This is a genomic window from Streptomyces yangpuensis, assembly GCF_024666385.1.
Classification (GTDB): domain Bacteria; phylum Actinomycetota; class Actinomycetes; order Streptomycetales; family Streptomycetaceae; genus Streptomyces; species Streptomyces yangpuensis.
On record NZ_CP102514.1, the window covers coordinates 2411556 to 2433193 of the forward strand.

General features: G+C 71.8%; 20 protein-coding genes and 3 tRNA genes. 15 read left to right on the forward strand and 8 right to left on the reverse strand.

All coding sequences use genetic code 11. From position 1 onward, the window contains the following. Positions 1–182: 182 nt before the first annotated feature. The 5 genes from NRK68_RS11115 to NRK68_RS11135 all read left to right on the forward strand — a co-directional run bounded on the left by NRK68_RS11115 (position 183) and on the right by NRK68_RS11135 (position 3014). Complete coding sequence (locus NRK68_RS11115; protein WP_257855701.1) at positions 183–482, forward strand: hypothetical protein; 300 nt, start codon at positions 183–185, stop codon at positions 480–482. Continuing rightward, a complete protein-coding gene (locus NRK68_RS11120) occupies positions 479–670 on the forward strand; it encodes a hypothetical protein (RefSeq protein WP_257855702.1) in 192 nt (63 codons plus the stop codon). Before NRK68_RS11115 ends, NRK68_RS11120 begins: the two co-directional genes overlap by 4 nt. 127 nt (positions 671–797) lie before the next feature. Next, positions 798–1259, forward strand: a complete 462-nt coding sequence (locus tag NRK68_RS11125; protein WP_257855703.1) for a glycine-rich domain-containing protein — start codon at positions 798–800, stop codon at positions 1257–1259. Between the two features lie 85 nt (positions 1260–1344). After that, positions 1345–2157: a phosphotransferase gene (locus tag NRK68_RS11130; protein WP_257855704.1), complete on the forward strand. Its 813-nt coding sequence runs from the start codon at positions 1345–1347 to the stop codon at positions 2155–2157. Between the two features lie 47 nt (positions 2158–2204). Further along, positions 2205–3014: a leucine-rich repeat domain-containing protein gene (locus NRK68_RS11135; protein ID WP_257855705.1), complete on the forward strand. Its 810-nt coding sequence runs from the start codon at positions 2205–2207 to the stop codon at positions 3012–3014. Positions 3015–3080: 66 nt separating this feature from the next. On the opposite strand, the gene NRK68_RS11140 is transcribed toward NRK68_RS11135, so the two are convergent. From NRK68_RS11140 to NRK68_RS11155, 4 genes are all read right to left on the reverse strand, one after another. Further along, positions 3081–3752, reverse strand: a complete 672-nt coding sequence (locus NRK68_RS11140) for a hypothetical protein (RefSeq protein WP_257855706.1) — start codon at positions 3750–3752, stop codon at positions 3081–3083. 239 nt (positions 3753–3991) lie between these two features. Next, positions 3992–4065: transfer RNA gene (locus NRK68_RS11145), tRNA-Ile, on the reverse strand. Between the two features lie 185 nt (positions 4066–4250). Further along, a tRNA-Asn gene (locus NRK68_RS11150) sits at positions 4251–4323 on the reverse strand. 5 nt (positions 4324–4328) lie between these two features. Beyond that, positions 4329–4401, reverse strand: a tRNA-Asn gene (locus NRK68_RS11155). Positions 4402–4546: 145 nt separating this feature from the next. On the opposite strand from NRK68_RS11155, the gene NRK68_RS11160 reads away from it, so the two are divergent. The 4 genes from NRK68_RS11160 to NRK68_RS11175 all read left to right on the forward strand — a co-directional run bounded on the left by NRK68_RS11160 (position 4547) and on the right by NRK68_RS11175 (position 10203). Continuing rightward, positions 4547–4852, forward strand: coding sequence for a YtxH domain-containing protein (locus NRK68_RS11160; protein ID WP_183065250.1), 306 nt, complete (start codon positions 4547–4549; stop codon positions 4850–4852). A 96-nt stretch (positions 4853–4948) separates the two neighbouring features. Then, positions 4949–6397 (forward strand): FGGY family carbohydrate kinase, encoded by a 1449-nt coding sequence (locus NRK68_RS11165; RefSeq protein WP_183065251.1) that lies wholly within the window; start codon positions 4949–4951, stop codon positions 6395–6397. A gap of 153 nt (positions 6398–6550) precedes the next feature. Continuing rightward, positions 6551–8284 carry an ABC transporter ATP-binding protein gene (locus NRK68_RS11170; protein WP_183065252.1) on the forward strand — a complete coding sequence of 578 codons (1734 nt, stop codon included), beginning with the start codon at positions 6551–6553 and terminating at the stop codon, positions 8282–8284. Then, the gene (locus NRK68_RS11175) at positions 8281–10203 is read left to right on the forward strand and encodes an ABC transporter ATP-binding protein (protein WP_183065253.1); all 1923 of its coding nucleotides are present in this window, start codon (positions 8281–8283) and stop codon (positions 10201–10203) included. Before NRK68_RS11170 ends, NRK68_RS11175 begins: the two co-directional genes overlap by 4 nt. A 64-nt stretch (positions 10204–10267) precedes the next feature. Here the strand turns inward: NRK68_RS11175 and NRK68_RS11180 are convergent, their stop codons facing one another. Continuing rightward, complete coding sequence (locus NRK68_RS11180; RefSeq protein ID WP_373023511.1) at positions 10268–11407, reverse strand: RNA polymerase sigma factor; 1140 nt, start codon at positions 11405–11407, stop codon at positions 10268–10270. 163 nt (positions 11408–11570) lie between these two features. Here NRK68_RS11180 and NRK68_RS11185 point away from each other — a divergent pair, with 163 nt between their 5' ends. The 3 genes from NRK68_RS11185 to NRK68_RS11195 are packed head-to-tail and all read left to right on the forward strand — an operon-like array spanning position 11571 to position 13843. Further along, a complete protein-coding gene (locus tag NRK68_RS11185) occupies positions 11571–12014 on the forward strand; it encodes a hypothetical protein (protein ID WP_046774987.1) in 444 nt (147 codons plus the stop codon). Beyond that, complete coding sequence (locus NRK68_RS11190) at positions 12014–13375, forward strand: hypothetical protein (RefSeq protein ID WP_183065254.1); 1362 nt, start codon at positions 12014–12016, stop codon at positions 13373–13375. The genes NRK68_RS11185 and NRK68_RS11190 overlap by 1 nt, the downstream gene beginning before the upstream one ends. Before the next feature lie 3 nt (positions 13376–13378). Next, positions 13379–13843 carry a hypothetical protein gene (locus NRK68_RS11195; RefSeq protein WP_257855707.1) on the forward strand — a complete coding sequence of 155 codons (465 nt, stop codon included), beginning with the start codon at positions 13379–13381 and terminating at the stop codon, positions 13841–13843. A gap of 10 nt (positions 13844–13853) precedes the next feature. Here the strand turns inward: NRK68_RS11195 and NRK68_RS11200 are convergent, their stop codons facing one another. The 3 genes from NRK68_RS11200 to NRK68_RS11210 all read right to left on the reverse strand — a co-directional run bounded on the left by NRK68_RS11200 (position 13854) and on the right by NRK68_RS11210 (position 17611). Continuing rightward, positions 13854–15941: a molybdopterin oxidoreductase family protein gene (locus tag NRK68_RS11200; RefSeq protein ID WP_183065255.1), complete on the reverse strand. Its 2088-nt coding sequence runs from the start codon at positions 15939–15941 to the stop codon at positions 13854–13856. Positions 15942–16161: 220 nt separating this feature from the next. Then, complete coding sequence (locus tag NRK68_RS11205; protein WP_183065256.1) at positions 16162–16932, reverse strand: glucose 1-dehydrogenase; 771 nt, start codon at positions 16930–16932, stop codon at positions 16162–16164. A 64-nt stretch (positions 16933–16996) separates the two neighbouring features. Further along, positions 16997–17611 carry a SanA/YdcF family protein gene (locus tag NRK68_RS11210; protein ID WP_257857821.1) on the reverse strand — a complete coding sequence of 205 codons (615 nt, stop codon included), beginning with the start codon at positions 17609–17611 and terminating at the stop codon, positions 16997–16999. A 548-nt stretch (positions 17612–18159) separates the two neighbouring features. Between NRK68_RS11210 and NRK68_RS11215 the strand changes: the two genes are divergently transcribed. The 3 genes from NRK68_RS11215 to NRK68_RS11225 all read left to right on the forward strand — a co-directional run bounded on the left by NRK68_RS11215 (position 18160) and on the right by NRK68_RS11225 (position 21612). After that, positions 18160–18882, forward strand: coding sequence for a sirohydrochlorin chelatase (locus NRK68_RS11215; protein WP_183065257.1), 723 nt, complete (start codon positions 18160–18162; stop codon positions 18880–18882). Between the two features lie 36 nt (positions 18883–18918). After that, a complete protein-coding gene (locus tag NRK68_RS11220) occupies positions 18919–20244 on the forward strand; it encodes a deoxyguanosinetriphosphate triphosphohydrolase (RefSeq protein ID WP_183065258.1) in 1326 nt (441 codons plus the stop codon). 93 nt (positions 20245–20337) lie between these two features. Further along, positions 20338–21612, forward strand: a complete 1275-nt coding sequence (locus NRK68_RS11225; RefSeq protein WP_183065260.1) for an NAD(P)/FAD-dependent oxidoreductase — start codon at positions 20338–20340, stop codon at positions 21610–21612. Positions 21613–21638 lie beyond the last annotated feature (26 nt).

Consider the following 21638-nt stretch of genomic DNA (forward strand, 5'->3'; position numbering starts at 1 on the left):
CTCCGATTCATATTGGACCCCTGACGCGCCCCTAACTTCTGGGGTATGACAGGACGACCAACACCGCATATCCCTTCACAGGGCGGCGAGTTAGGAACGGCCGGACCGTCCCACGGCTCGGCGACCTCGCCCGCGACACCGCCAAGGACGGACGGATCGGCGTCGTCGTGACGCTGCCGAGAGTGGGCGCCAGCACGTACCACCTGCGCCCGCCGGGCGGCGGCGACGAGTGGTCGGCGCCGGCCGACGGAGCAACCCTGCGCCCCGTACCGGCACAGGCCACCTACGTGGCCCCCATGCGACGCGACGCCGTGTACGACCACCGGGCCCAGCAAGGCGCGCTGCCGGTCCTGGTCCACTACGACGACGGCGTTACGGCCGAGTCCGTGCTCGTCCTCACACCAGACCAAGTCGAGCTGTACGCCATCCAGTTCGAGCGGCTCATCGTCCAGCGCAAGCAGGCACAGGAGAACGCGGCATGACCGCGCGCCACGCCTCGCAGGGCAGAGCCGTATCCGGCGATCCGGTGGGCCGGTTCCTGAGCTTGATATGGGTGCTGGGCACCGCCGCGGGATCCGCCGCGCTCGCCACCATGACCACCGCTGAGCTCGGCCACCGCGACGCGCTGTCGGCCATGACCTTCCCCGACGCCGGATTTCCGGCGCGCTGATCTCCCCGCTCGCTCGGATGACCCGACAGATCCCGGGCGGGCGGGGCACGCCTCGGCTGGCACCGTCCCCAGTCGCGCCGGCCGAGGCAGCACGTCCCATGCACCACTGACCAAGGAGGCAAGGACCGTGACCGTAATCCAGGAACGTCCCGCGACCGACGCGCGGAACCTGATCGGCGCCAAGCTGCGCGCGACGCTCGTGTCCAACATGCAGGCCAAGTTCCCCGAGCTGACCGACGACAAGGCCGACCGCGGCGTCGGCCAGATGATCGCCTTCCTCGCGGCCGGCGCGTACAGCGACACCCCGCTCAGCCCGTCACCGCTCGTCGATGACTTCTGGCACGCCTTCCTGCTCCACACGCAGGCGTACCAGGACTTCTGCTCGGGCACGATCGGCAAGTTCGTCCACCACCAGCCCGGATTCCTCGACAAGGAGGAGCACGGCGGGGGCAAGGCCCTGCGCGCCCGGACGGTCGACGCGATCGTCGCGGCCGGGTTCGTGATCGACATGGAGTTCTGGCCCGAGCTGGACCTCGCCGACTGCTCACAGTGCCACGCCAACTGCCACAACAGCCCCAAGAACGCCTGACGTACCGCCTGCGGCCGGTCCTCGGCTTGTGCCACTCTGTGGCCGAGCCGGGGACCGGCTTCCGTTCTGCACGAGGAGTACGCGGGTGGACCGCACCGCATGGCTTGAACTCCCACCCGAGGCCCGTGGCGCCGTCGAGACCTACACCGGCCCCGTCGAGCACGCCGAGACCGCAGAGACCGGCGTCATGGCTCGCCTCGCCTGCACCCTCCACACCGCCACCGGGCCCGTCTTCGTCAAGGGCACCCGTAGCGACGAGCCCACGGCGTGGATGTACGACTACGAAGCACGCGTAACCCGCGTCGCACCGCTCGCCCCCCGCGTGCTCTGGCAGGTCGACGCCGACGGCTGGCTGCTCACTGGGTACGAATACCTCGTCGGTCCACACCCAGACCTCAGCCCCGGCTCACCCGATCTCGGCCCCTTCCTCGACGCGCTCACCACCATGTCCGAGACACCGTGGCCCGAGCAGGTCCGCAAGAAGCCCCTGCACATCCGCTACGCCGGATTCTTCCCTGCCGACCGCTCCCCTGATCTCGAAGGCGGGGCCCTCGTCCACTCCGACGTGTCGCCGCTGAACATGCTTGCCACCGGAGACGGCATCCGCGTACTGGACTGGGCCCTTGCCTGCCCCGGCCCGGCGTGGGCTGACGCAGCATTCGCCATCCCGCGGTTCATCCACGCCGGCCACACCGCGGAGCAGGCCGAAGCCCTCGCCCAAGCGGTGCCCGCCTACAGCACCGCCGAGCCCTCGGCCGTCGCCACCTTCGCAGCCACCCTGTGCAGTGTCTGGGAGAGCCGCGCTGCCAGCGACCCGGCGCCGCACCGTGCCCCCCTGATCGCTGCCGCCCGAGCCTGGACCATGCATCGCAGCAGTCAGGACGTGCACAGCGCTTAGTGCCGAATCCCAGTGCGATCGTCCTACGGGGTTCCTATCTTGGCCGTATGGATGCCACCAGCCCTGAGCCCCGCCTGTTCGCGAACCGATGGCCCGCAGGAATCGGGCCGGACGGTCAGCCCATCCACCGGGAACGCTGCGCCTGTTTCAACCAGTACAAGGTGCAACCACGTGCCCGGGTCGGCTTCCACGGAGAGCAGCAGGACACGTCTTCGGCGGGTTGGCTGCGCCTTCTCGCCCTCGTCGACGAGGCGGCCGCGGACGGCCGGGAGGAGTTCAACCCGCTCGTCGAGCTCAGCCCGCAAGAGCGGCGTGACGTCATCACTCTGCCCGCGAGCATCGCCCGACTGACCGAGGTCAAGCATCTGAGGCTCTACGGCAGCAATCTCGTGCGCATTCCGCCGGAGATCGGCGCGATGACGAATCTGGAGGAGTTCAGCCCGTACACGTCCCACCGGCTGCACTGGCTCCCGTACGAGATCACCCGGTGCTCGAAGCTGGCGAGGAGCACGGTCAGCACCCGCTCGCTGTTCGGCAACTTCAAGTACCGCCCGCCCTTCCCCCGGCTGCGGACGACAAGCGAGGTCCAGTCCGGCGGCCACCTCGCCGCACTGGACCCGAAGCAGTGGGGCACGACAGCAATCAGCACATGCAGTGTCTGTGACGGACCGGTGGAGGGACAAGAACTTCACCAGCGGTGGATCTCGCTCGTGGTCGCCACCGACGTCCTGCCACTGCTCGTCAATGCCTGCTCGGCCGCGTGCATCGCCGCGCTGCCGCCCGGCGCCGCCAAGCACGCTCCTCTGCCTCACTTGGGCGGATGGGAAGCGGTCCAGCCCTCAGCTGACTGGGCCTGACGTTTTCCCTTACAAAGCACAGTTCCGCTGGTTGGCGGGGCTGTGCTCGTAGGGCGCGCTTGTCAGCTACGCATCGAGCTGCGCCGCTTCTTGGTCGGCGAAGCGGGCAGCGATGGCGCTGCGCATCCCGTCACCGTCGGCTGCTGAGCCGTCGACCTGGCGCCGCAGACCTGCGACGGTTTCACGCAGACCGGGCTCGGCCTGGTCGAGGTCGAGGCGGATGCGCAGGGCCACGCTCTGGTCCCTGGGCAGGCGGTCGTCGAGGGCCCGGCGGGTCATCGTCATGCGGCAGCGATCGTGCAGGTGTCCGGGCTCAAGAAGCGGGACATGCCTCCCGTGGCCTGCCCGTACTGCGAAGGGGGACACATCGGTCTGATGTTCTCCCGGCCCAAGACGGCGAGCGGTGAGGACCGGATCATCGACCTCGACGAGCTGGCCGTCGGTGCGCTCCTGAGTCACAAGCTGCGGCGGGAGGAGGAGCGCCGCAAGTGGAAGTCGGCGTACCGGGACCACGGGCTCGTGTTCGCCCATAACGGCGATGCCCTGCGCCCGGATCACGTCTCCAAGCTCTTCGGCGGCCAGATCGACGCCGTCCGGTTCGAGGACGACGCACACCTGCCCGACAGGGAGCGCCGGCGGCTGCGGCGGGTGGGGCTGCACGACCTGCGGCACGGGCAGGCGTCGCTGATGCTCGCCGCCGGGGTCGACATGGTGATCGTGTCGAAGCGCCTCGGGCACTCCACCGTGACGATCACCACAGACCTGTACTCACACCTGCTGGGTGGAGTCGGGCGCGACGCGGCCGAGAAGGCAGCCTCCCTCGTGCCGCGCCGACGGCGCGAGCAGGTCCAAGCGGGGGACTCTCGTTCCCAGGTGGTTCCCAGCCAAAGGCTTGAGCTCGGCTCGCCTGATGGCACAACAGCCCCCGGAAGCGCCGAAGCCGCAGGTGCGATCGTTTCTGCACCTGCGGCTCGCGGTGGGGCGGGTGGGACTCGAACCCACGGCCGACGGATTATGAGTCCGCTGCTCTAACCGGCTGAGCTACCGCCCCTTCACGGCGTGGCGCGTACACGTGTGCGCGCCGTCTGCCGCAGCATAGCCGCTCATACGATCTCCTGCTTCGGATGCCTCGCATGATCGGCTTCGTCTGCTCAGAGAGACCGCGCCGAGGGCTGCCCGGTTCCCGGAACGGGCGACAAAAGCAGAAGAGGACCCCGTAGGGTCCTCTTCTCCTTGCTCCCCCGGCTGGACTCGAACCAGCAACCCTCCGGTTAACAGCCGAATGCTCTGCCAATTGAGCTACAGGGGACTGCGCTCCCCCGACTGGACTCGAACCAGTAACCTGCCGGTTAACAGCCGGCTGCTCTGCCAATTGAGCTACAGGGGATTGCTGCGGTGCATCGAACGGCGCACCTCCGGCCTTGCCGGGGGGCGAGCGCCCGTTGCGAGACATAGATTAGCGCAAGCAGGGGGGTGCTCCGCCAATCGGTATCGACGGCAGGCCGGGCACCACACGACGAAGGGTGACAGGCATGCGGTACAAGGTCACGTTCGTGGTCGGACTGGCCCTCGGGTACGTGCTCGGAAGCCGGGCCGGGCGCGAGCGCTACGAGCAGCTCAAGAAGTCCGCCCGGCAGATCGCACAGAACCCGGCGGTGCGCAACGCCGCCGAGACCGCCGGCCACACCGGCCGGGAGTACGCCGGGAAGGCCTTCGCCGTGGTGAGCGAGAAGGCCGGCGGCGCCGTGCCGGAATCGCTCGCCCGGCGGGTGCCCGGCCTGCGCGGCCGTACGGGTGGCGGGGTCGGCGACGACGACTGGGGCACCAGTAACACCTGATGCGTCACCGGCCGTGCCCGGAGCCCCTGGGACCCATGTGGTTTCAGGGGCTCCGGGACGGTCAGGACCGGCCCCGCGTGCGGCAGAATTCTCCGCATGGGGATAGTCGCCGGGCTGGACAGCTCTTCCGCCTTCACACGCATCGTCGTCTGTGACACCGAGACCGGCGCCGTGCTGCGCCAGGGGTACGCACCCCATCCGCAGCCCGCGGGCGAACCCGACGGCGCAAGCCCCCACGACACCGACCCACAGGCCTGGCTGCTCTCGCTCGGCGAGGCCGCCGGCGGCGGGATCCTGGAGGGCGTCCAGGCCATCGGCGTCTCCGCGCAGCAGCACGCCCTGCTGCCGCTGGACCCGCAGGGCGCGCTGGTGCGCCCGGCCCTCGTCGGCAACGACAAGCGCGGCCAGGTCGCGGCCGCCGACCTCACCGAGGCCCTCGGCGGGCGGCACGCCTGGGCCGAGGCGGTGGGCTCGGTCCCGCACTCCGCGCAGCCCGTCGCGAAGCTGGCCTGGCTGGCCCGCACCGAGCCCGAGGCGGCCCGCCGGGTGGCCGTGCTGATGTCGCCGCACGACTGGCTGGTCTGGCAGCTGCTGGGCCGCCCGGCCCGGCGTACGACCGACCGCGGCGGCGCCTCGGGAACCGGCTACTGGTCGGCGGCCGCCGGAGCCTGGCGGCCCGACCTGGTGGAGCTGGCGCTCGGGCACCGGGCCCTGCTGCCGGAGGTCCTCGGCCCGGCCGACGCGGCCGGGACCACGCCCGAGGGGCTGCTGATTTCCGCCGGTACCGGCGAGACGATGGCCGCGGCCCTCGGCCTGGGGCTGGGCCCCGGCGACGCGGTGGTCTCCCTCGGTGCCTCCGGTTCGGTGATGGCGGTGCACCACGAGGCGCTGTCGGAGCCGGGCGGGCTGATCACCTCGCTGGCCGACGCCAGCGGCATGCACCTGCCCGTGGTGAACACCTCCAACGCCGTCCGGGCCCTGCGCGGCACCGCCGAGCTGCTCGGCACCGACCTGGAGGGGCTGTCCGGGCTCGCGCTGAAGTCCACGCCGGGCGCGCACGGCCTGGTGCTCCTGCCGTACCTGGAGGGTGAGCGGACGCCGAACCTGCCGCTCGCCGCCGGGACCCTCACGGGGCTGCGCCGGGACTCGATGAAGCCCGAGCACCTGGCCCGGGCCGCCTTCGAGGGCATGCTGTGCGGGCTGGTGGACGCCCTCGACGTGCTGCGTTCGCGCGGGGTCGAGATCCGCCGGGTGTTCCTGCTGGGCGCGGCCGCCGAGCTGCCCGCCGTGCAGGCCGCGGCCCCCGGGCTGTTCGGGACCCAGGTCGTCGTGCCCGCGCCGGCGGACTACGCGGCTCTGGGCGCGGCCCGCCAGGCTGCCTGGGCCCTCGGTGTGGCGCAGGGCACCCTGGCGCCGCACGCCCCGCCGGTCTGGCCGGCCCCCGCGGCGCAGGTCTTCGAGCCGGACGAGGACTTCCCGGCCTGGCAGGGCGTGCGCCAGCAGTACGTGGCGACGCGGGAGCAGATCCACCCCGGGGCGTTCTGAGCGCCGCCGGATCCGGGCGGGCGCGGGGGTCGTAGGACCCGCGCCGCGCGGCTGGTCCTTTTGACCGGCCTTTGCGAAATCCGGTGGGGATCGTCGGACCGATTGGCCGAAGATGGGTTGAACCCCCTCGATCGTGCCGACCGGAGCCTGCGCGTGCTCATACGACTTCTGCGGACCCATCTGGGTCCGTACCGCAAACCCATCGCGGCGCTGGTCCTGCTGCAGCTCCTGCAGACCAGCGCCAGCCTCTACCTCCCCACCCTGAACGCCGACATCATCGACAACGGTGTCGTCAACGGCGACACCGGCTACATCCTGCGCTTCGGTGCGCTGATGCTGGGCGTCTCGCTCGTCCAGCTCGTCTGCAACGTCGGCGCCGTCTACTACGGCGCCCGCACGGCCGCGGCCGTCGGGCGCGACATCCGGGCCGGAGTCTTCGACCGGGTGCAGAGCTTCTCCGCCCGGGAGCTGGGCCATTTCGGCGCCCCGTCCCTGATCACCCGTACGACGAACGACGTCCAGCAGGTCCAGATGCTGGTGCTGATGACCTTCACCCTGATGGTCTCGGCGCCGATCATGTGCGTCGGCGGCATCGCCATGGCGCTCTCGCTGGACGTGCGGCTGTCGGGCGTCCTGCTGGCCGTGGTGCCCGTGCTCGGGATCTCGGTCGGCGCCATCGTCTTCAGGACGCGGCCGCTGTTCCGCCTGATGCAGGACCGCCTGGACACCGTGAACCGGGTGCTGCGCGAGCAGATCACCGGCAACCGGGTGATTCGCGCCTTCGTCCGGGACGACTACGAGAAGGACCGTTTCCGCGAGGCCAACGCCGACCTCACCGGCGTCTCGCTCGCCTCGGGCCGGCTCCTCGCGCTCATGTTCCCGACCGTGATCCTGGTCGTGAACATCTCCAGCGTGGCCGTGATCTGGTTCGGCGCGATGCGCGTCGACAGCGGCGGCATGGAGATCGGCCAGCTGACGGCCTTCCTCGCGTACCTGATGCAGATCGTCATGGCCGTGATGATGGCCACTTTCATGTTCATGATGGTGCCGCGGGCCGAGGTCTGCGCCGAGCGCATCCAGGAGGTGCTGGACACCGAGTCCAGCGTCGTCCCGCCCGCCGACCCGGTACGCGAACTCACCCGCCGCGGCGTCCTGGAGCTGCGCGGCGCCGACTTCCGCTACCCGGGCGCCGAGGCCCCGGTCCTGCGCGGCGTGGACCTGCTGGCCCGTCCCGGCGAGACCACGGCGGTGATCGGCTCCACCGGAAGCGGCAAGTCCACCCTCCTGGGGCTGGTCCCCCGGCTGTTCGACGCGACCGGCGGCGAGGTGCTCGTCGACGGCGAGGACGTACGCCGGATCGACCCCGAACTGCTGGCGAAGACGGTCGGCATGGTGCCGCAGAAGCCTTACCTGTTCTCCGGCACCGTCGCCTCCAACCTGCGCTACGGACGCCCGGACGCCAGCGACGAAGAGCTGTGGCAGGCCCTGGAGGTGGCCCAGGCCAAGGAGTTCGTCTCGGCGCTGGAGGGCGGCCTGGAGGCCCCCGTCACCCAGGGCGGCACCAACGTCTCCGGCGGCCAGCGTCAGCGTCTGGCCATCGCCCGCACGCTGGTGCAGCGCCCGGAGATCTACCTCTTCGACGACTCCTTCTCGGCCCTGGACTACGCGACGGACGCGGCGCTGCGCGCGGCGCTCGCCCGCGAGACCGAGGACGCGACCGTGGTCATCGTCGCCCAGCGGGTCGCGACGATCCGCGACGCCGACCGGATCATCGTCCTGGACGAGGGGCAGGTCGTGGGTGAGGGACGCCACCACGAGCTGATGGCCGGCAACGAGACCTACCGGGAGATCGTGCTCTCCCAGCTGACGGAGGCGGAGGCCGCATGAGCGGGCCCGGAGGACGGATGATGATGGGGCCGGCCCAGCGGTCCCTGGACTTCAGGGGATCGGGCAAGCGGCTGCTGGCCCAGCTCGCGCAGGACCGGGCCAAGCTGTGGGGCATGGTCCTGGCCGTCGTCGGCAGCGTCGCCTGCGCGGTCGTCGGACCGAAGATCCTCGGCGAGGCGACCGACCTGGTCTTCGCGGGGATCGTCGGCCGGGAGATGCCGGCCGGTGTGACCAAGCAGCAGGCGCTGGACGGGATGCGCGCCCGCGGCCAGGACGGCATGGCGGACATGCTGTCCGGCACCGACTTCACCCCGGGCCGGGGCATCGACTTCGGTGCCGTCGGGGTCGTGGCGGTCTGGGCGCTGGTGGTCTTCACCCTGGCGGGTCTGCTGATGCTGGTCGCGACCCGGCTGTCGAACCACGTCATGAACGGCACCCTGTACCGGATGCGCGAGGAGCTCCAGGCGAAGCTGTCGCGGCTGCCGCTGTCGTACTTCGACCAGCAGAAGCGCGGCGAGGTGCTGAGCCGGGCCACGAACGACATCGACAACATCGGCCAGACGCTCCAGCAGACGATGGGTCAGCTGCTGAACTCGCTGCTGACCATCGTCGGCGTGCTGGCGATGATGTTCTGGATCTCGCCGCTGCTGGCGCTGGTCGCGGTGGGGACCGTACCGGTCTCGGTCTACGTGGCCGCGAAGATCGGCAAGAAGTCGCAGCCGCAGTTCGTGGAGCAGTGGAAGACGACCGGCACGCTCAACGCCCACATCGAGGAGATGTACTCCGGGCACAACCTGGTCAAGGTCTTCGGCCGGCAGAAGGAGTCCGCGGCGCTCTTCGCCGAGCAGAACGAGGCGCTGTACCGGGCCTCGTTCAGGGCGCAGCTGGTCAGCGGCATCATGCAGCCGGTGATGTTCTTCATCTCGAACATCAACTACGTGCTGATCGCGGTGGTCGGCGGGCTGCGGGTCGCCTCCGGCACCCTGTCGATCGGTGACGTGCAGGCCTTCATCCAGTACTCCCGGCAGTTCTCGATGCCGCTGACGCAGGTCGCGTCGATGGCGAACCTCGTGCAGTCCGGTGTCGCCTCGGCGGAGCGGGTGTACGAGCTGCTGGACGCCCCGGAGCAGGAGCGCGACGCCGATGTGCCGGAGCGTCCGCAGGAGCTGCGCGGCCAGGTCACCTTCGACAAGGTGGCCTTCCGCTACGAGCCGGACCGGCCGCTGATCGAGAATCTCTCGCTCTCGGTGGAGCCGGGCCACACGGTGGCGATCGTCGGCCCGACGGGCGCCGGCAAGACCACCCTGGTGAATCTGCTGATGCGGTTCTACGAGGTCACGGGCGGGGAGATCGCCCTGGACGGGGTGGACATCGCCAAGATGACCCGCGAGGAACTGCGCGGCGGTATCGGCATGGTGCTCCAGGACACCTGGCTGTTCGGCGGGACCATCGCGGAGAACATCGCGTACGGCGCTTCGCGCGAGGTCACGCGCGCCGAGATCGAGGAGGCGGCGCGGGCGGCGCACGCGGACCGGTTCATCCGGACGCTGCCGGACGGCTACGACACGGTGCTGGACGACGAGGGCGCGGGGGTCAGCGCGGGCGAGAAGCAGCTGATCACCATCGCCCGGGCGTTCCTGTCGGACCCGGTGATCCTGGTCCTGGACGAGGCGACGAGCTCGGTGGACACCCGTACCGAGGTGCTGATCCAGAAGGCGATGGCGCGGCTCGCGCACGGCCGTACGTCCTTCGTGATCGCGCACCGGCTCTCCACGATCCGCGACGCCGACCTGATCCTGGTGATGGAGAGCGGCTCGATCGTGGAGCAGGGCACGCACGAGGAACTGCTCGCGTCGGGCGGGGCCTATGCCCGGCTGTACGCGGCGCAGTTCGCGCAGGCGGTCGCCGAGGTCGACTGAGCCGGCCATGAGCGGGTGGGGCGTCCTTCGGGGCGCCCCTTCCCGTTCCGGCCGGGTGCCCGTTTCAGTCGAGGTAGCCGCGCAGCTGGTCGGCGAAGGCGTGGTCGCGCAGCTTGTTGAGGGTCTTGGACTCGATCTGGCGGATCCGCTCGCGCGTCACGCCGAAGATGCGGCCGATCTCCTCCAGGGTGCGCGGCCGTCCGTCCGCGAGCCCGTACCGCAACTGCACGACCTTGCGCTCGCGTTCACCGAGGGTCGACAGGACCGCTTCCAGGTGCTCGCGCAGCAGGAAGAAGGCGGCCGACTCCACAGGGGAGGCGGCGTCCCCGTCCTCGATGAGGTCGCCGAGCGCGACGTCCTCCTCCTCGCCGACGGGGGCGTGCAGGGAGACCGGCTCCTGGGCGAGGCGCAGTACTTCCAGGACCCGCTCGGGGGTCAGTTCCAGGTGGACGGCGACCTCTTCGGCGGTGGGCTCGTAGCCGCGCTCCTGGAGCATGCGGCGCTGTACGCGGACGACCCGGTTGATCAGCTCGACGACGTGGACGGGCACGCGGATGGTCCGGGCCTGGTCGGCGAGGGCACGGGACATCGCCTGCCGGATCCACCAGGTGGCGTAGGTGGAGAACTTGTACCCGCGGGCGTAGTCGAACTTCTCGACGGCCCGGATCAGCCCGAGGTTGCCCTCCTGGACCAGGTCGAGCATGGTGAGCCCGCGGCCCACGTACCGCTTGGCGACGGAGACGACCAGCCGCAGGTTCGACTCGATGAGCCGGCGTTTGGCCATGCGCCCCATGACGACGAGCCGGTCGAGGTCGAGGGCGAGCTGGGAGTCGAGGTCGGGGGTGTTGCCGAGCTTCTCCTCGGCGAACAGTCCGGCTTCGACGCGCCGCGCCAGATCCACCTCCTCGGCGGCGGTGAGCAGCGGGATCCTGCCTATCTCGCGCAGGTACTGCCGGAACAGGTCGGCGGAGGGTCCCGCTCCGCCCCCGCTCCCGTCGCTCTCCCGCCTGCGCTGCACAGGTACCGGCTCGATCAGCTCCAGTACCTCGGGCTCTTCGTCCACGGCTTCGGCCTCCGAGGACTCGCTCGCGTTCACGGTCAGGGTCCGGGTCTGCACGGGGGCGACCTCCAGGGCTCCGAGGACGGGGGCACCGCATTCAGTGTGGGGTAAGACACATGGCTGCCACGAGGGGCGTGCGAGCACTTTCTGAGTCCGGTGCGTGACCGATGGTTACCCCCGGCCGGGAACCCCGATGCGGATCGGACACATGTCCGAGACGATCGGCTGCCGGACCGCTGCGCATCCGGCTGATGTCCTGTCAAAAACAGGCACCTCATGGCGAATCGGGGTGTGCAAGGCTGGGGACATGACGTTCGATTTCGAAGCGGAATGGACACGGGCGAAGGGGGACGCCGCCCTGCGTCTGGCCTCGGCCGGTCCGTCGCCGTCACCGGCTCCCTCAGCGAGCCCCTCCGCGACCCCGGCCCCTGCCACGGGGGACCCCGACCTCGCCCTCGTCCACGGCCCCGTGCGCTCCAAGGCGTCCGGGATCCGTACGGCGAACGCCGAGGCCCGGGGAAAGTCCACGCTCGACGACGCCGAGGCCGTCGGCCGCAGCCACGCCGGATGGGCGGCCGGGACGGCCAGCAACGACTGCGTGGCCGCCTGGCAGCGCCGGCTCCGGGACCTCGCCGACCTGGTCGACGACGCGGCCGACGCCCTGACCACGGGTACGAACGCCGTCAACGCCGAGGACCAGGCGATAGCCGACCGGCTGCGCGCGGCCGGCGGCGTGCTGGAGGACGCCTGATGGTTTCCGTACCCGAGCTGAAGCAGGCTGACCCCCAGAAGTGGCGCACCGCGGCCGACGACGCGGTGGCCGTGGCGAAGCAGTGCGACGGCCTCGCCTCGTACGCGCGCCAGGACGTCGCCCGGACGGTCGACCGGTGCTGGGTCGGCGAGGCCGGACGCGCCGCCACGGAACGGTTCGTGAAGCACGCCGACGACTACGAGACCTCCGCGTTGGCCCTGCGCGCGATGGCCAAGGTCTACGACGACCTGGCCGAGGCGATCACGGCGGCGCAGCGGGACCTGAACAGCGCCCTGGACTACGCCCGCGCCCGTGAGCTGAAGGTCGACGACAGCGGCCGGGTCCAGCTGTCGAAGCCCGTCATGGTGCCGCAGGGCAGTACCGAGCACCTCGAACCGGTCAACCACGCGCAGGGCATCATCACCGAAGCCCTGCGCAAGGCCGGCCAGGCCGACGTGGACACGGCGCGCGCCCTGCGCACGATCGAGGGGCTGACCGCCGTCTCCGACCCCGAGCTGGCCAAGGAGGCCCTGACGCCCGGGTCCCCGCTGGCCGTCGCCCTGGCCCTGGCGGGCGGCACGGACGGGCTGCACCCGATCAACGTCTCTCCGGCCCAGTTCGCCGCGGTGAACCGGGCCGCGGCCGAGACCGGCATCAGCCGCAAGCTGCTCCTGGCGATCCTGTGGCAGGAGCAGCAGTGGTACCAGAACTTCAGCCCCGGCCTGACCGGCCCGCTGGCCCAGGCGGGACGGATCTTCAACTGGACGCTGCAGCAGACCCTCAAGCCCGACAAGTCCCTCGGCATCACGCACATGAAGCCGGACACCGCGCGAGCGGTGATGGGGGACAACCGGAGGGCGTTCACGCTCCCGGACGGCACCTTCCTCGGGGACCTCGACGACGCCCAGCTGACCAAGTACATCGAGGAGAATCCCGACGAGAACATCCGCATGAGCGCCTACCACCTGCAACGCATGCAGGAAGAGCCCTACGGGGCGAGGACCGACAAGCAGCTCTTCACCCTGTACGCGGCGGACACCCCCGAGGTGCGGGAGCTGAACGAGCAGTACGGCGACGAGTCGGGCAACCGGGCCTTCGACATCAAGACCCGGGGCGAGAACTGGGACAGGCTGGAGCCGCATCTGGACGACGCCATGGCCTGGCACGCACTCACCGATGAGCAACGGGCCACCGCCGTACGGCAGCTGGAGTCGCAGACCCCGGCCGGACACCACGTCTCCGTCGACCCGATCTACCATGAGGGCGGCGGGCCGCACACCGGGACGGGAACCGGTCCCGCCGAACCCGGCACCCCTTCCCCCAGTCCGGGCCCGGCGCCCACACCGCCGAGGAGCAACTGACCCATGCGCACACCGAAGTGTGTCTCCTTGCTGCTGGGGATGCTGCTGACGCTGAGCGCGTGCGGCCTCGTCGACAGGGACCGAGGCCGCCCTCCGCTGACGCCGATGCCGAGTAATGTGCCGACCGGTCCCGAGTACGCCACGGTCGACGACGTGGTGGACGCGCTGGGGAAGGGCGGCTTCGACTGCAAGGTGACCCTGCGGAACGAGAACAAGTTCGGCTCGGATGCGGTCTGCGAGGTGCAGCACCGTGGGACCACCGTCTACAACGACATCGACGTGCTGAGCACGGCCCGCTACAGCAGGGATGAGATCGGCGACAGCATTGCGGTGGGGCGCCGGGAGTACGGGCACACCATCGTCGCCGCCGGCAACTGGTTCATCTGGGTCCGGCCCGGGGTCTACGCCTACGACATGGCCGCGGCGCTGCCCGGTGCGGTGGTCCTGGAACCGCTCCCCGTGAAGTAGGCGGGGCCGGTCAGGCCGGGCCCTGGGCCGGTTCGACGCGGACCGCGCAGATCTTGAACTCCGGCATGCGGGAGGTGGGGTCGAGGGCCGGGTTGGTCAGGGTGTTGGCGCGGCCCTCGCCCGGCCAGTGGAAGGGCATGAAGACCGTGTCCGCGCGGATGGCGTCCGTGATGCGGGCCGGGGCCACGGCGCGCCCGCGGCGGGAGGTGACGGCCAGCGGGCTGCCGTCGACCGCTCCTATGCGGGCGGCGAGGCGGGGGTGCAGTTCCACGAACGGGCCGGGTGCGGCTTCGTTGAGCTCGTCCACCCGGCGGGTCTGGGCGCCGGACTGGTACTGGGCGACCACGCGGCCGGTGGTGAGCAGGAGCGGGTAGTCCGCGTCGGGGACCTCGGCGGCGTCACGGTGGGCGACGGGGACGAAGCGGGCCCGGCCGTCGTCGGTGGCGAAACGGTCCAGGAAGAGGCGTTCGGTGCCCGTGGAGCCCTCGGGGCAGGGCCAGAAGACGCCCTGTTCGGCCTCGATGCGGTCGTAGGTGATGCCGGAGTAGTCCGCCGGGCCGCCGGCGGAGGCGCGGCGCAGTTCGTCGAAGACCTCTTCGGGGGAGGTGGGGAAGCCCTTTTCGACGCCGAGGCGGGCGGCGAGTCCGTGCAGGACGTCCAGGTCGCTGCGGACGCCCGGGGGCGGGGTCAGGGCTCGGCGCCGCAGCAGGACGCGGCCCTCCAGGTTGGTGGTGGTGCCGGTCTCCTCCGCCCACTGGGTGACGGGGAGGACGACGTCCGCGAGGGCGGCCGTCTCGGAGAGCACGACGTCGGCGACGGCGAGGAAGTCCAGTGAGCGGATCCGGTCCTCGATGTGTGCGGCGCGGGGGGCCGAGACGACCGGGTTGGAGCCCATCAGAAGGAGGGACTTCACGTCGGTGCCGAGGGCGTCGAGGAGTTCGTAGGCGCTGCGGCCGGGTCCGGGGAGGCTGTCGGGGTCGACGCCCCAGACCCCGGCGACGTGCTCCCGCGCGGCCGGGTCGGTGAGCTTGCGGTAGCCGGGGAGCTGGTCGGCCTTCTGGCCGTGCTCGCGGCCGCCCTGGCCGTTGCCCTGGCCGGTGAGGCAGCCGTAGCCGGAGAGCGGGCGGCCGGCCCGGCCGGTGGCCAGGCAGAGGTTGATCCAGGCGCCGACGGTGTCGGTGCCCTTGGACTGCTGTTCGGGGCCGCGGGCGGTCAGCACCATCGCGGAGTCCGGGGCGCAGAAGAGGCCGACCGCCTCGCGCAGGGCCGGCACCGGGACGCCGGTGATGCGTTCCACCAGCTCGGGCCAGTGGGCCATGGCGGCGGCCCGGGCCTCTTCCCAGCCGGTGGTGCGGGCGGCGATGAACTCCTCGTCGGTGCGGCCCTCGGCGACCACGAGGTGCAGCAGGCCGAGGGCGAGGGCGAGGTCGGTGCCGGGGCGCGGGGCCAGGTGCAGGTCGGCCTGTTCGGCGGTGCGCGTGCGGCGCGGGTCGATGACGATGAGGGTGCCGCCGTTGGCCTTGAGCTCGGTGAGGTAGCGCAGGGCGGGCGGCATGGTCTCGGCCAGGTTCGAGCCGACGAGGACCACGCAGCCGGTGCGGGGGATGTCCTCCAGCGGGAAGGGCAGGCCGCGGTCGAGCCCGAAGGCCCTCTGGTGCGCGGCGGCGGCCGAGGACATGCAGAAGCGGCCGTTGTAGTCGATCTGCGAGGTGCGCAGGGCGACGCGGGCGAACTTGCCGAGCGCGTACGCCTTCTCGTTGGTGAGCCCGCCGCCGCCGAAGACGCCGACCGCGTCCGGTCCGTGCGCGCGGGCCGTACGGGCGAGGCCCGCGGCCACGGCGTCGAGAGCCTCCTCCCAGGTGGCGGGTTCGAGCCGCCCTGCGTGGGTGCGGACGAGCGGCTCGGTGAGGCGCACCCGGGAGGAGAGCACTGCGGGGGCGGTACGGCCCTTGCCGCACAGTGCGCCCCGGTTGACCGGGAAGTCGGCGCGCTCCTCCACCGTCACACCCGCGCCGCCGGGCTCGGGGCGCAGGTTCATCCCGCACTGCAGCGCGCAGTAGGGGCAGTGCGTGGCGGTGGTGGATCCCGGCGTGTGCATACGGTTCAGCATGCGTCGGCGGTGTTACACGGGCCGCCGCCCCGCGTTACGGCTCGGGGTGCTCCGCCTCAGCGCGGCCCGCCGCCCCCGGTGAGGGCGCCGCGGAGCACCGGCCGCCCGCAGCAGGGGTGCGGTGATGTGCTCGTCATGTTCCACGGGGCGGACCGTGGCCGTGCGCTCCCGCCGGCCGCACGCACATTCTGTGCGGCCTCCGCGTGGGTCAGTGGCCCGTCAGGTGTTTCACGGTCAGGCCCGCGGTCCAGCCGCCGTCCACCGCGAGCTCGGCGCCCGTGATGTAGCCGGCGGCATCGGAGAGCAGGAACGCGACCGCGGCGGCCACCTCCTCGGGGACGCCGACGCGGCCCATCGGGGCGCCCGGGTAGTTGCCCTCGCCCGCCCGGATGCCGACCGGGGCGGTCATGGGGGTCAGCGTCATACCGGGGTGCACGGAGTTGACGCGGATGCCCGCCTCGGCGAGCTCGACCGCGCCGATCTTCGACAGGCCCCGCACCCCCCACTTGGAGGCGCCGTACCCGGCGGTGAGCGCGAGCCCGGTCAGGCCGGCGGCGGAGGAGATGTTGACGATGGACCCGCCGCCCTGCGCGCGCAGCAGCGGGATGGCGGTCCTGATCCCGATGAACACGCCGACCAGGTTGATCTCGACGACGCGGCGGAAGCTCTCGACGCTCTCGTGCTCCAGCAGCCGGCCGGAGGCTATGCCGGCGTTGTTCACCAGGCCGTCGATCCGGCCGAACTGGGCGACCGCGTACTCCAGCGCCGCCGCCCAGTCGGCCTCGCTCGTCACGTCGTGCCGCAGGAAGCGGGCCGCGTCGCCGAGCTTCGCGGCGGTCTCGGCGCCCTCCTCCTCCCGTACGTCGGTGATCAGGACCCGGCCGCCGCCGTCCACGACGGCCCGCGCCGCCGCGGCTCCCAGCCCCCGGGCCCCGCCGGTGATGACGACGGCCTTGCCGCTCAGATCCACTCCAGCCATGTTCCACCCCTGACGCTCGTACCGACCGACCCCGCATATGACGATTCGTCATATGCGGCGGTGCTCACTCTGCCAGAGCCGCCAGGGCCCGCGACACCCCGTGTTCCTTCGGTCCCAGGAAGTGCGGGGCCGGCTTGAAGGCCGCGTCCACGGCCGCCTTGCCGGCCGCGAGGAACTCGCGCGCCTGGCCGTAGCGCCAGGTGGCGTCGTGCACGTCGGCGACCCCGACGCCGTACGAGTCCAGGCCCGCCGCCTGGCACAGGGCGACGGCCCGGCGTATGTGGAAGCCCTGGGTGACCAGCACGGCCCGGTGGACCCCGAAGATCTCCTTCGCCCGCACGCAGGAGTCCCAGGTGTCGAAGCCCGCGTAGTCGCTGACGATCCGCCCGTCCGGCACCCCCTTCCCGGTCAGGTAGGTGCGCATCGCGTCGGGCTCGTCGTACTCCTTGCGGCTGTTGTCCCCGGTGACCAGCACCACCCGCACCTTGCCCGTGCGGTACAGCTCGGCGGCGGCGTCGAGCCGGTCGGCGAGATAGGGGGTGGGCCGCCCCCGCCACAGGCCTGCTCCGAACACCACCGCCACGTCGGCGGCGGGTGCGTCGGCCGTCGACCGCAGCCGGTCGGCGGCCGACGCGTGCGTCCACGCCGACGGGAGCAGCGCCAGCACACAGCCCGCCATCACTGCCTGCACCGCCAGCCGTCTGCCCGGGACTCCCCGCAGCCGCCGCGGCCACCCCGCCCGCCGGTCCGCCAACGCTCTCACCGCCACGCCCGCGCGCGCCCTCGCCCGCGCCCTGACCGTCGCCACCGGCGTCGCCATCGCGGTCGCCCGCGCCCTTGCCCTCGCCCAGCCCTTGATCTTCATGACCGCCCCTCCCGCACATACCGTTCGCACACATTGACGATCACCACCGGCCCGGGAGTTCCGCCACCACCCCCTTTCACTCGTACGAATGAACGAGTGAGCCCTCCGTAAACACCTGTCACTCCGGCGCAACGCACCCGCAATCTGCACCCCGCAGGATCGGTTCATGACGGAGCCGGTGCACCCTCCCGACAGCCTCTCCCTGTCTTCCCCGCCCTCCCCGCCCTCCCTGCCTTCCCCGACCTCCCTCCCCTCCCTCCCGTTCGGCAGCGCGGCCGAGCTGCTGGCCCGGATCACCACCCAGCTCGGCACGCAGCTCAGCGGACTGCGACCGCCCCGCACCCGCCCCTCGGAGACCTCCCATGCAGCAGCCCACCCTCGTCGCCGTGGCCCACGGCAGCCGTGACCCGCGCGCCCTGCACACCGCCCTCGCCCTCCTCGAACGGGTCCGCGAGCTCCGCCCTCGGCTCGACGTCCGGCTCGGCCACATCGAGCTGAACGAGCCGCTGCTCGACGACACCCTGCGCGCGGTGTCCGGCGCCGCCGTCCTCGTCCCGCTGCTGCTCGGCCGCGGGTACCACGTCAAGCGCGACCTGCCGGAGGCCGCCGCCCGGGCCACCCACCTGGAGACCCGCGTCGCCGCCCCGCTCGGGCCGCACCCGCTGCTCGTCGAGGCCCTGTACGAACGGCTCGTGGAGGCCGGCTGGACCGCCGGCACCGCCGTGGTGCTCGCCGCCGCCGGTTCCCGCGACCCCGAGTCGGCCGCCGACACCCGCCGCACCGCCGCACTGCTCTCCGGCCGCCTCGGCGATGTCCCGGTGGTGCCCGGCTACGCCTCGGCCGCCGCGCCCACCGCCCCCGAGGCTCTCCGGGCGCTGGCCGCCCGCGGCCACCACCGGATCGCGGTGGCCTCGTACTTCGCCGCTCCCGGCCGGTTCGCCGCCCAGACCGCCGCGGCCTCGCCCGCCCTCGCGGCCGCCCCGCTGGGCGACCACCCGGCCCTGGCCCGGCTGTTGCTGCACCGCTACGACGAGGCCCTGCGCCGCCCCGCCGCCCGCACCCGGCCGGAACTCGTCTCCGCCTGATCCCGGTTTGTCAGTCGTTGCGGTTACCGTCTTGTCATGGAAGGCACCACGCACGCCCCCGCAGACGACCTCCACTCGCCCTACGCCCCGGCCGACACCGAACGCTGGGCCGCCGAGCCCGACAAACGCCCCGGCCGCACCGCCTTCCAGCGCGACCGCGCCCGCGTCCTGCACTCGGCCGCGCTGCGCCGCCTCGCCGGGAAGACCCAGGTGGTCACCCCCGGCACGCGCTCCTACGACTGGGACGCCAGCCCCCGTACCCGCCTCACGCATTCGCTGGAGTGCGCCCAGGTCGGACGGGAGCTCGGCGCCGCGCTCGGCTGCGACCCCGACCTCGTCGAGGCTGCCTGCCTCTCGCACGACATGGGCCACCCGCCCTTCGGCCACAACGGCGAGGAGGCGCTCAACGAGTTCGCGAAGGACTGCGGCGGTTTCGAGGGCAACGCCCAGTCGCTGCGCCTGCTGACCCGGCTGGAGCCCAAGCGGTTCGTGCCCGGCCCGGCGGACGGGGAGCCCGTCAGTGTCGGCCTCAACCTCACCCGGGCCTGCCTGGACGCCGCCACCAAGTACCCGTGGGCCCGCGGCGGCCACCCGACCGACCCGGACTCGGTCAAGTTCGGGGCGTACGAGGATGACCTGCCGGTCTTCGAGTGGCTGCGCCTCGGCGCGCCCGCCGACCGCAAGTGCTTCGAGGCGCAGGTCATGGACTGGGCGGACGACGTCGCGTACTCCGTGCACGACTTCGAGGACGGCCTGCACGCCGGGCACCTCGACCCCAACCTGCTGTTCGCCGAGCCCGAGCGCGCGGCGATCTGGCAGGTCGCCATCGGCCGCTACGTCCCCGCCGACACCTCCCCCGAGGAGCTGCGGGCCGCCCTCGATCGGCTGATGGAGCAGGAGTGGTGGCCGCACGGGTACGACGGCTCCGCGGTCGCCCAGGCCCGTCTGAAGGACGCCACGAGCCAGCTGATCGGCCGTTTCTGCCTGGCCGCCGAGGGCGCCACCCGGGAGGCGTACGGCTCGGGCCGCCTCACCCGGTACGGCGCCGAACTGGTGGTCCCGCGCGCGGCGCGCAACGAGTGCGCGGTCCTCAAGGCGGTCGCCGACCTGTACGTCATGCAGCGCGACGAGCAGGAGCGCATCCGCGCCGACCAGCGCATCGTCCTGGCCGAACTGGCCGAGGCGCTCAGCGCCCGCGCCCCCGAGGGCCTGGACCCGCAGTTCCGGGCCATCTTCGACGCCGCCCCGGACGACCGGGCCAGGAAGAGGGCGGTCATCGATCAGATCGCGTGTCTCACCGACGCTTCCGCCCGTTCCCTGCACGCGCGTCTCACCCGCCGCACCCGACGCGCCGAAGGGTGAGCCGATCGAGCCACTCCCCCTTCACGCGGCAGGCTCAGTGCGGGACGCTCGCATGTGGTCGCATGTGGCGTAGAGGTTATGAGGAGGCATCAGGTGGTCGACGCACACCGGACATTCGTCATCGTCGGCGCAGGGCTCGCCGGGGCGAAGGCGGCCGAAACACTGAGGTCGGAGGGGTTCACCGGGCGGGTGATCCTCATCGGCGACGAGCGTGACCATCCGTACGAACGCCCCCCGCTGTCCAAGGGGTTCCTGACGGGCAAGGAGGAGCGCGAGAGCGTCTTCGTGCACGAACCGTCCTGGTACGCGGCCTCCGACATCGAGCTGCACCTCGGCCAGCCGGCCGTCCACCTCGACCGCGAGGCCAAGAAGGTGGTCCTCGGGGACGGCACGGTCGTGCACTACGACAAGCTGCTGCTGGCCACCGGCGCCGAACCGCGCCGCCTGGACATCCCCGGCACCGGGCTGGCCGGGGTGCACCACCTGCGCCGCCTCGCGCACGCCGAGCGGCTGCGCCACGTCCTGGCGGGCCTCGGCCGGGACAACGGACACCTGCTGATCGCGGGCGCCGGATGGATCGGCCTGGAGGTCGCCGCGGCGGCCCGCGGGTACGGCGCCGAGGTGACCGTCGTCGAGCCGGAGGCCACCGCGCTGCACGCCGTGCTCGGCCCCGAGATCGGCCGGCTCTTCGGCGACCTGCACGCCGACCACGGGGTCCGCTTCCACTTCGGCGCCCGGCTGACGGAGATCATCGGCCAGGACGGCATGGTGCTGGCCGCCCGCACCGACGACGGCGAGGAGCACCCCGCGCACGCGGTGCTCGCCGCGATCGGGGCCGCGCCGCGGACGGCCCTCGCCGAGACCTCCGGGCTGGCCCTCGTCGACCGGGAGCACGGCGGCGGAATCGCCGTGGACGCCGCCCTGCGCACCTCCGACCCCGACATCCACGCGGTCGGTGACGTGGCGGCCGCCCACCACCCCGTGCTCGGGACCCGGCTGCGGGTCGAGCACTGGGCCAACGCGCTCAACGGAGGCCCGGCCGCCGCCCGGGCCATGCTGGGACACGACATCGCCTACGACCGGGTGCCGTACTTCTTCTCGGACCAGTACGACGTGGGCCTGGAGTACTCCGGGTACGCCCCGCCCGGTGGCTACGACCAGGTACTGATCCGGGGCGACGCCGGTAAGCGGGAGTTCATCGCCTTCTGGCTCTCCGAGGGCCGTGTCCTCGCCGGAATGAACGTGAACGTGTGGGACGTCACCGAGCACATCCAGGCCCTGATCAGGTCAAAGGCGCCGGTGGACCGCGAGGCCCTCGCGGACCCGTCGGTTCCGCTTGCCTCGCTGATCCCGGCGGAGGGGGCCTGACGGGTTTGTCCGCGCTCGGCCGTAGA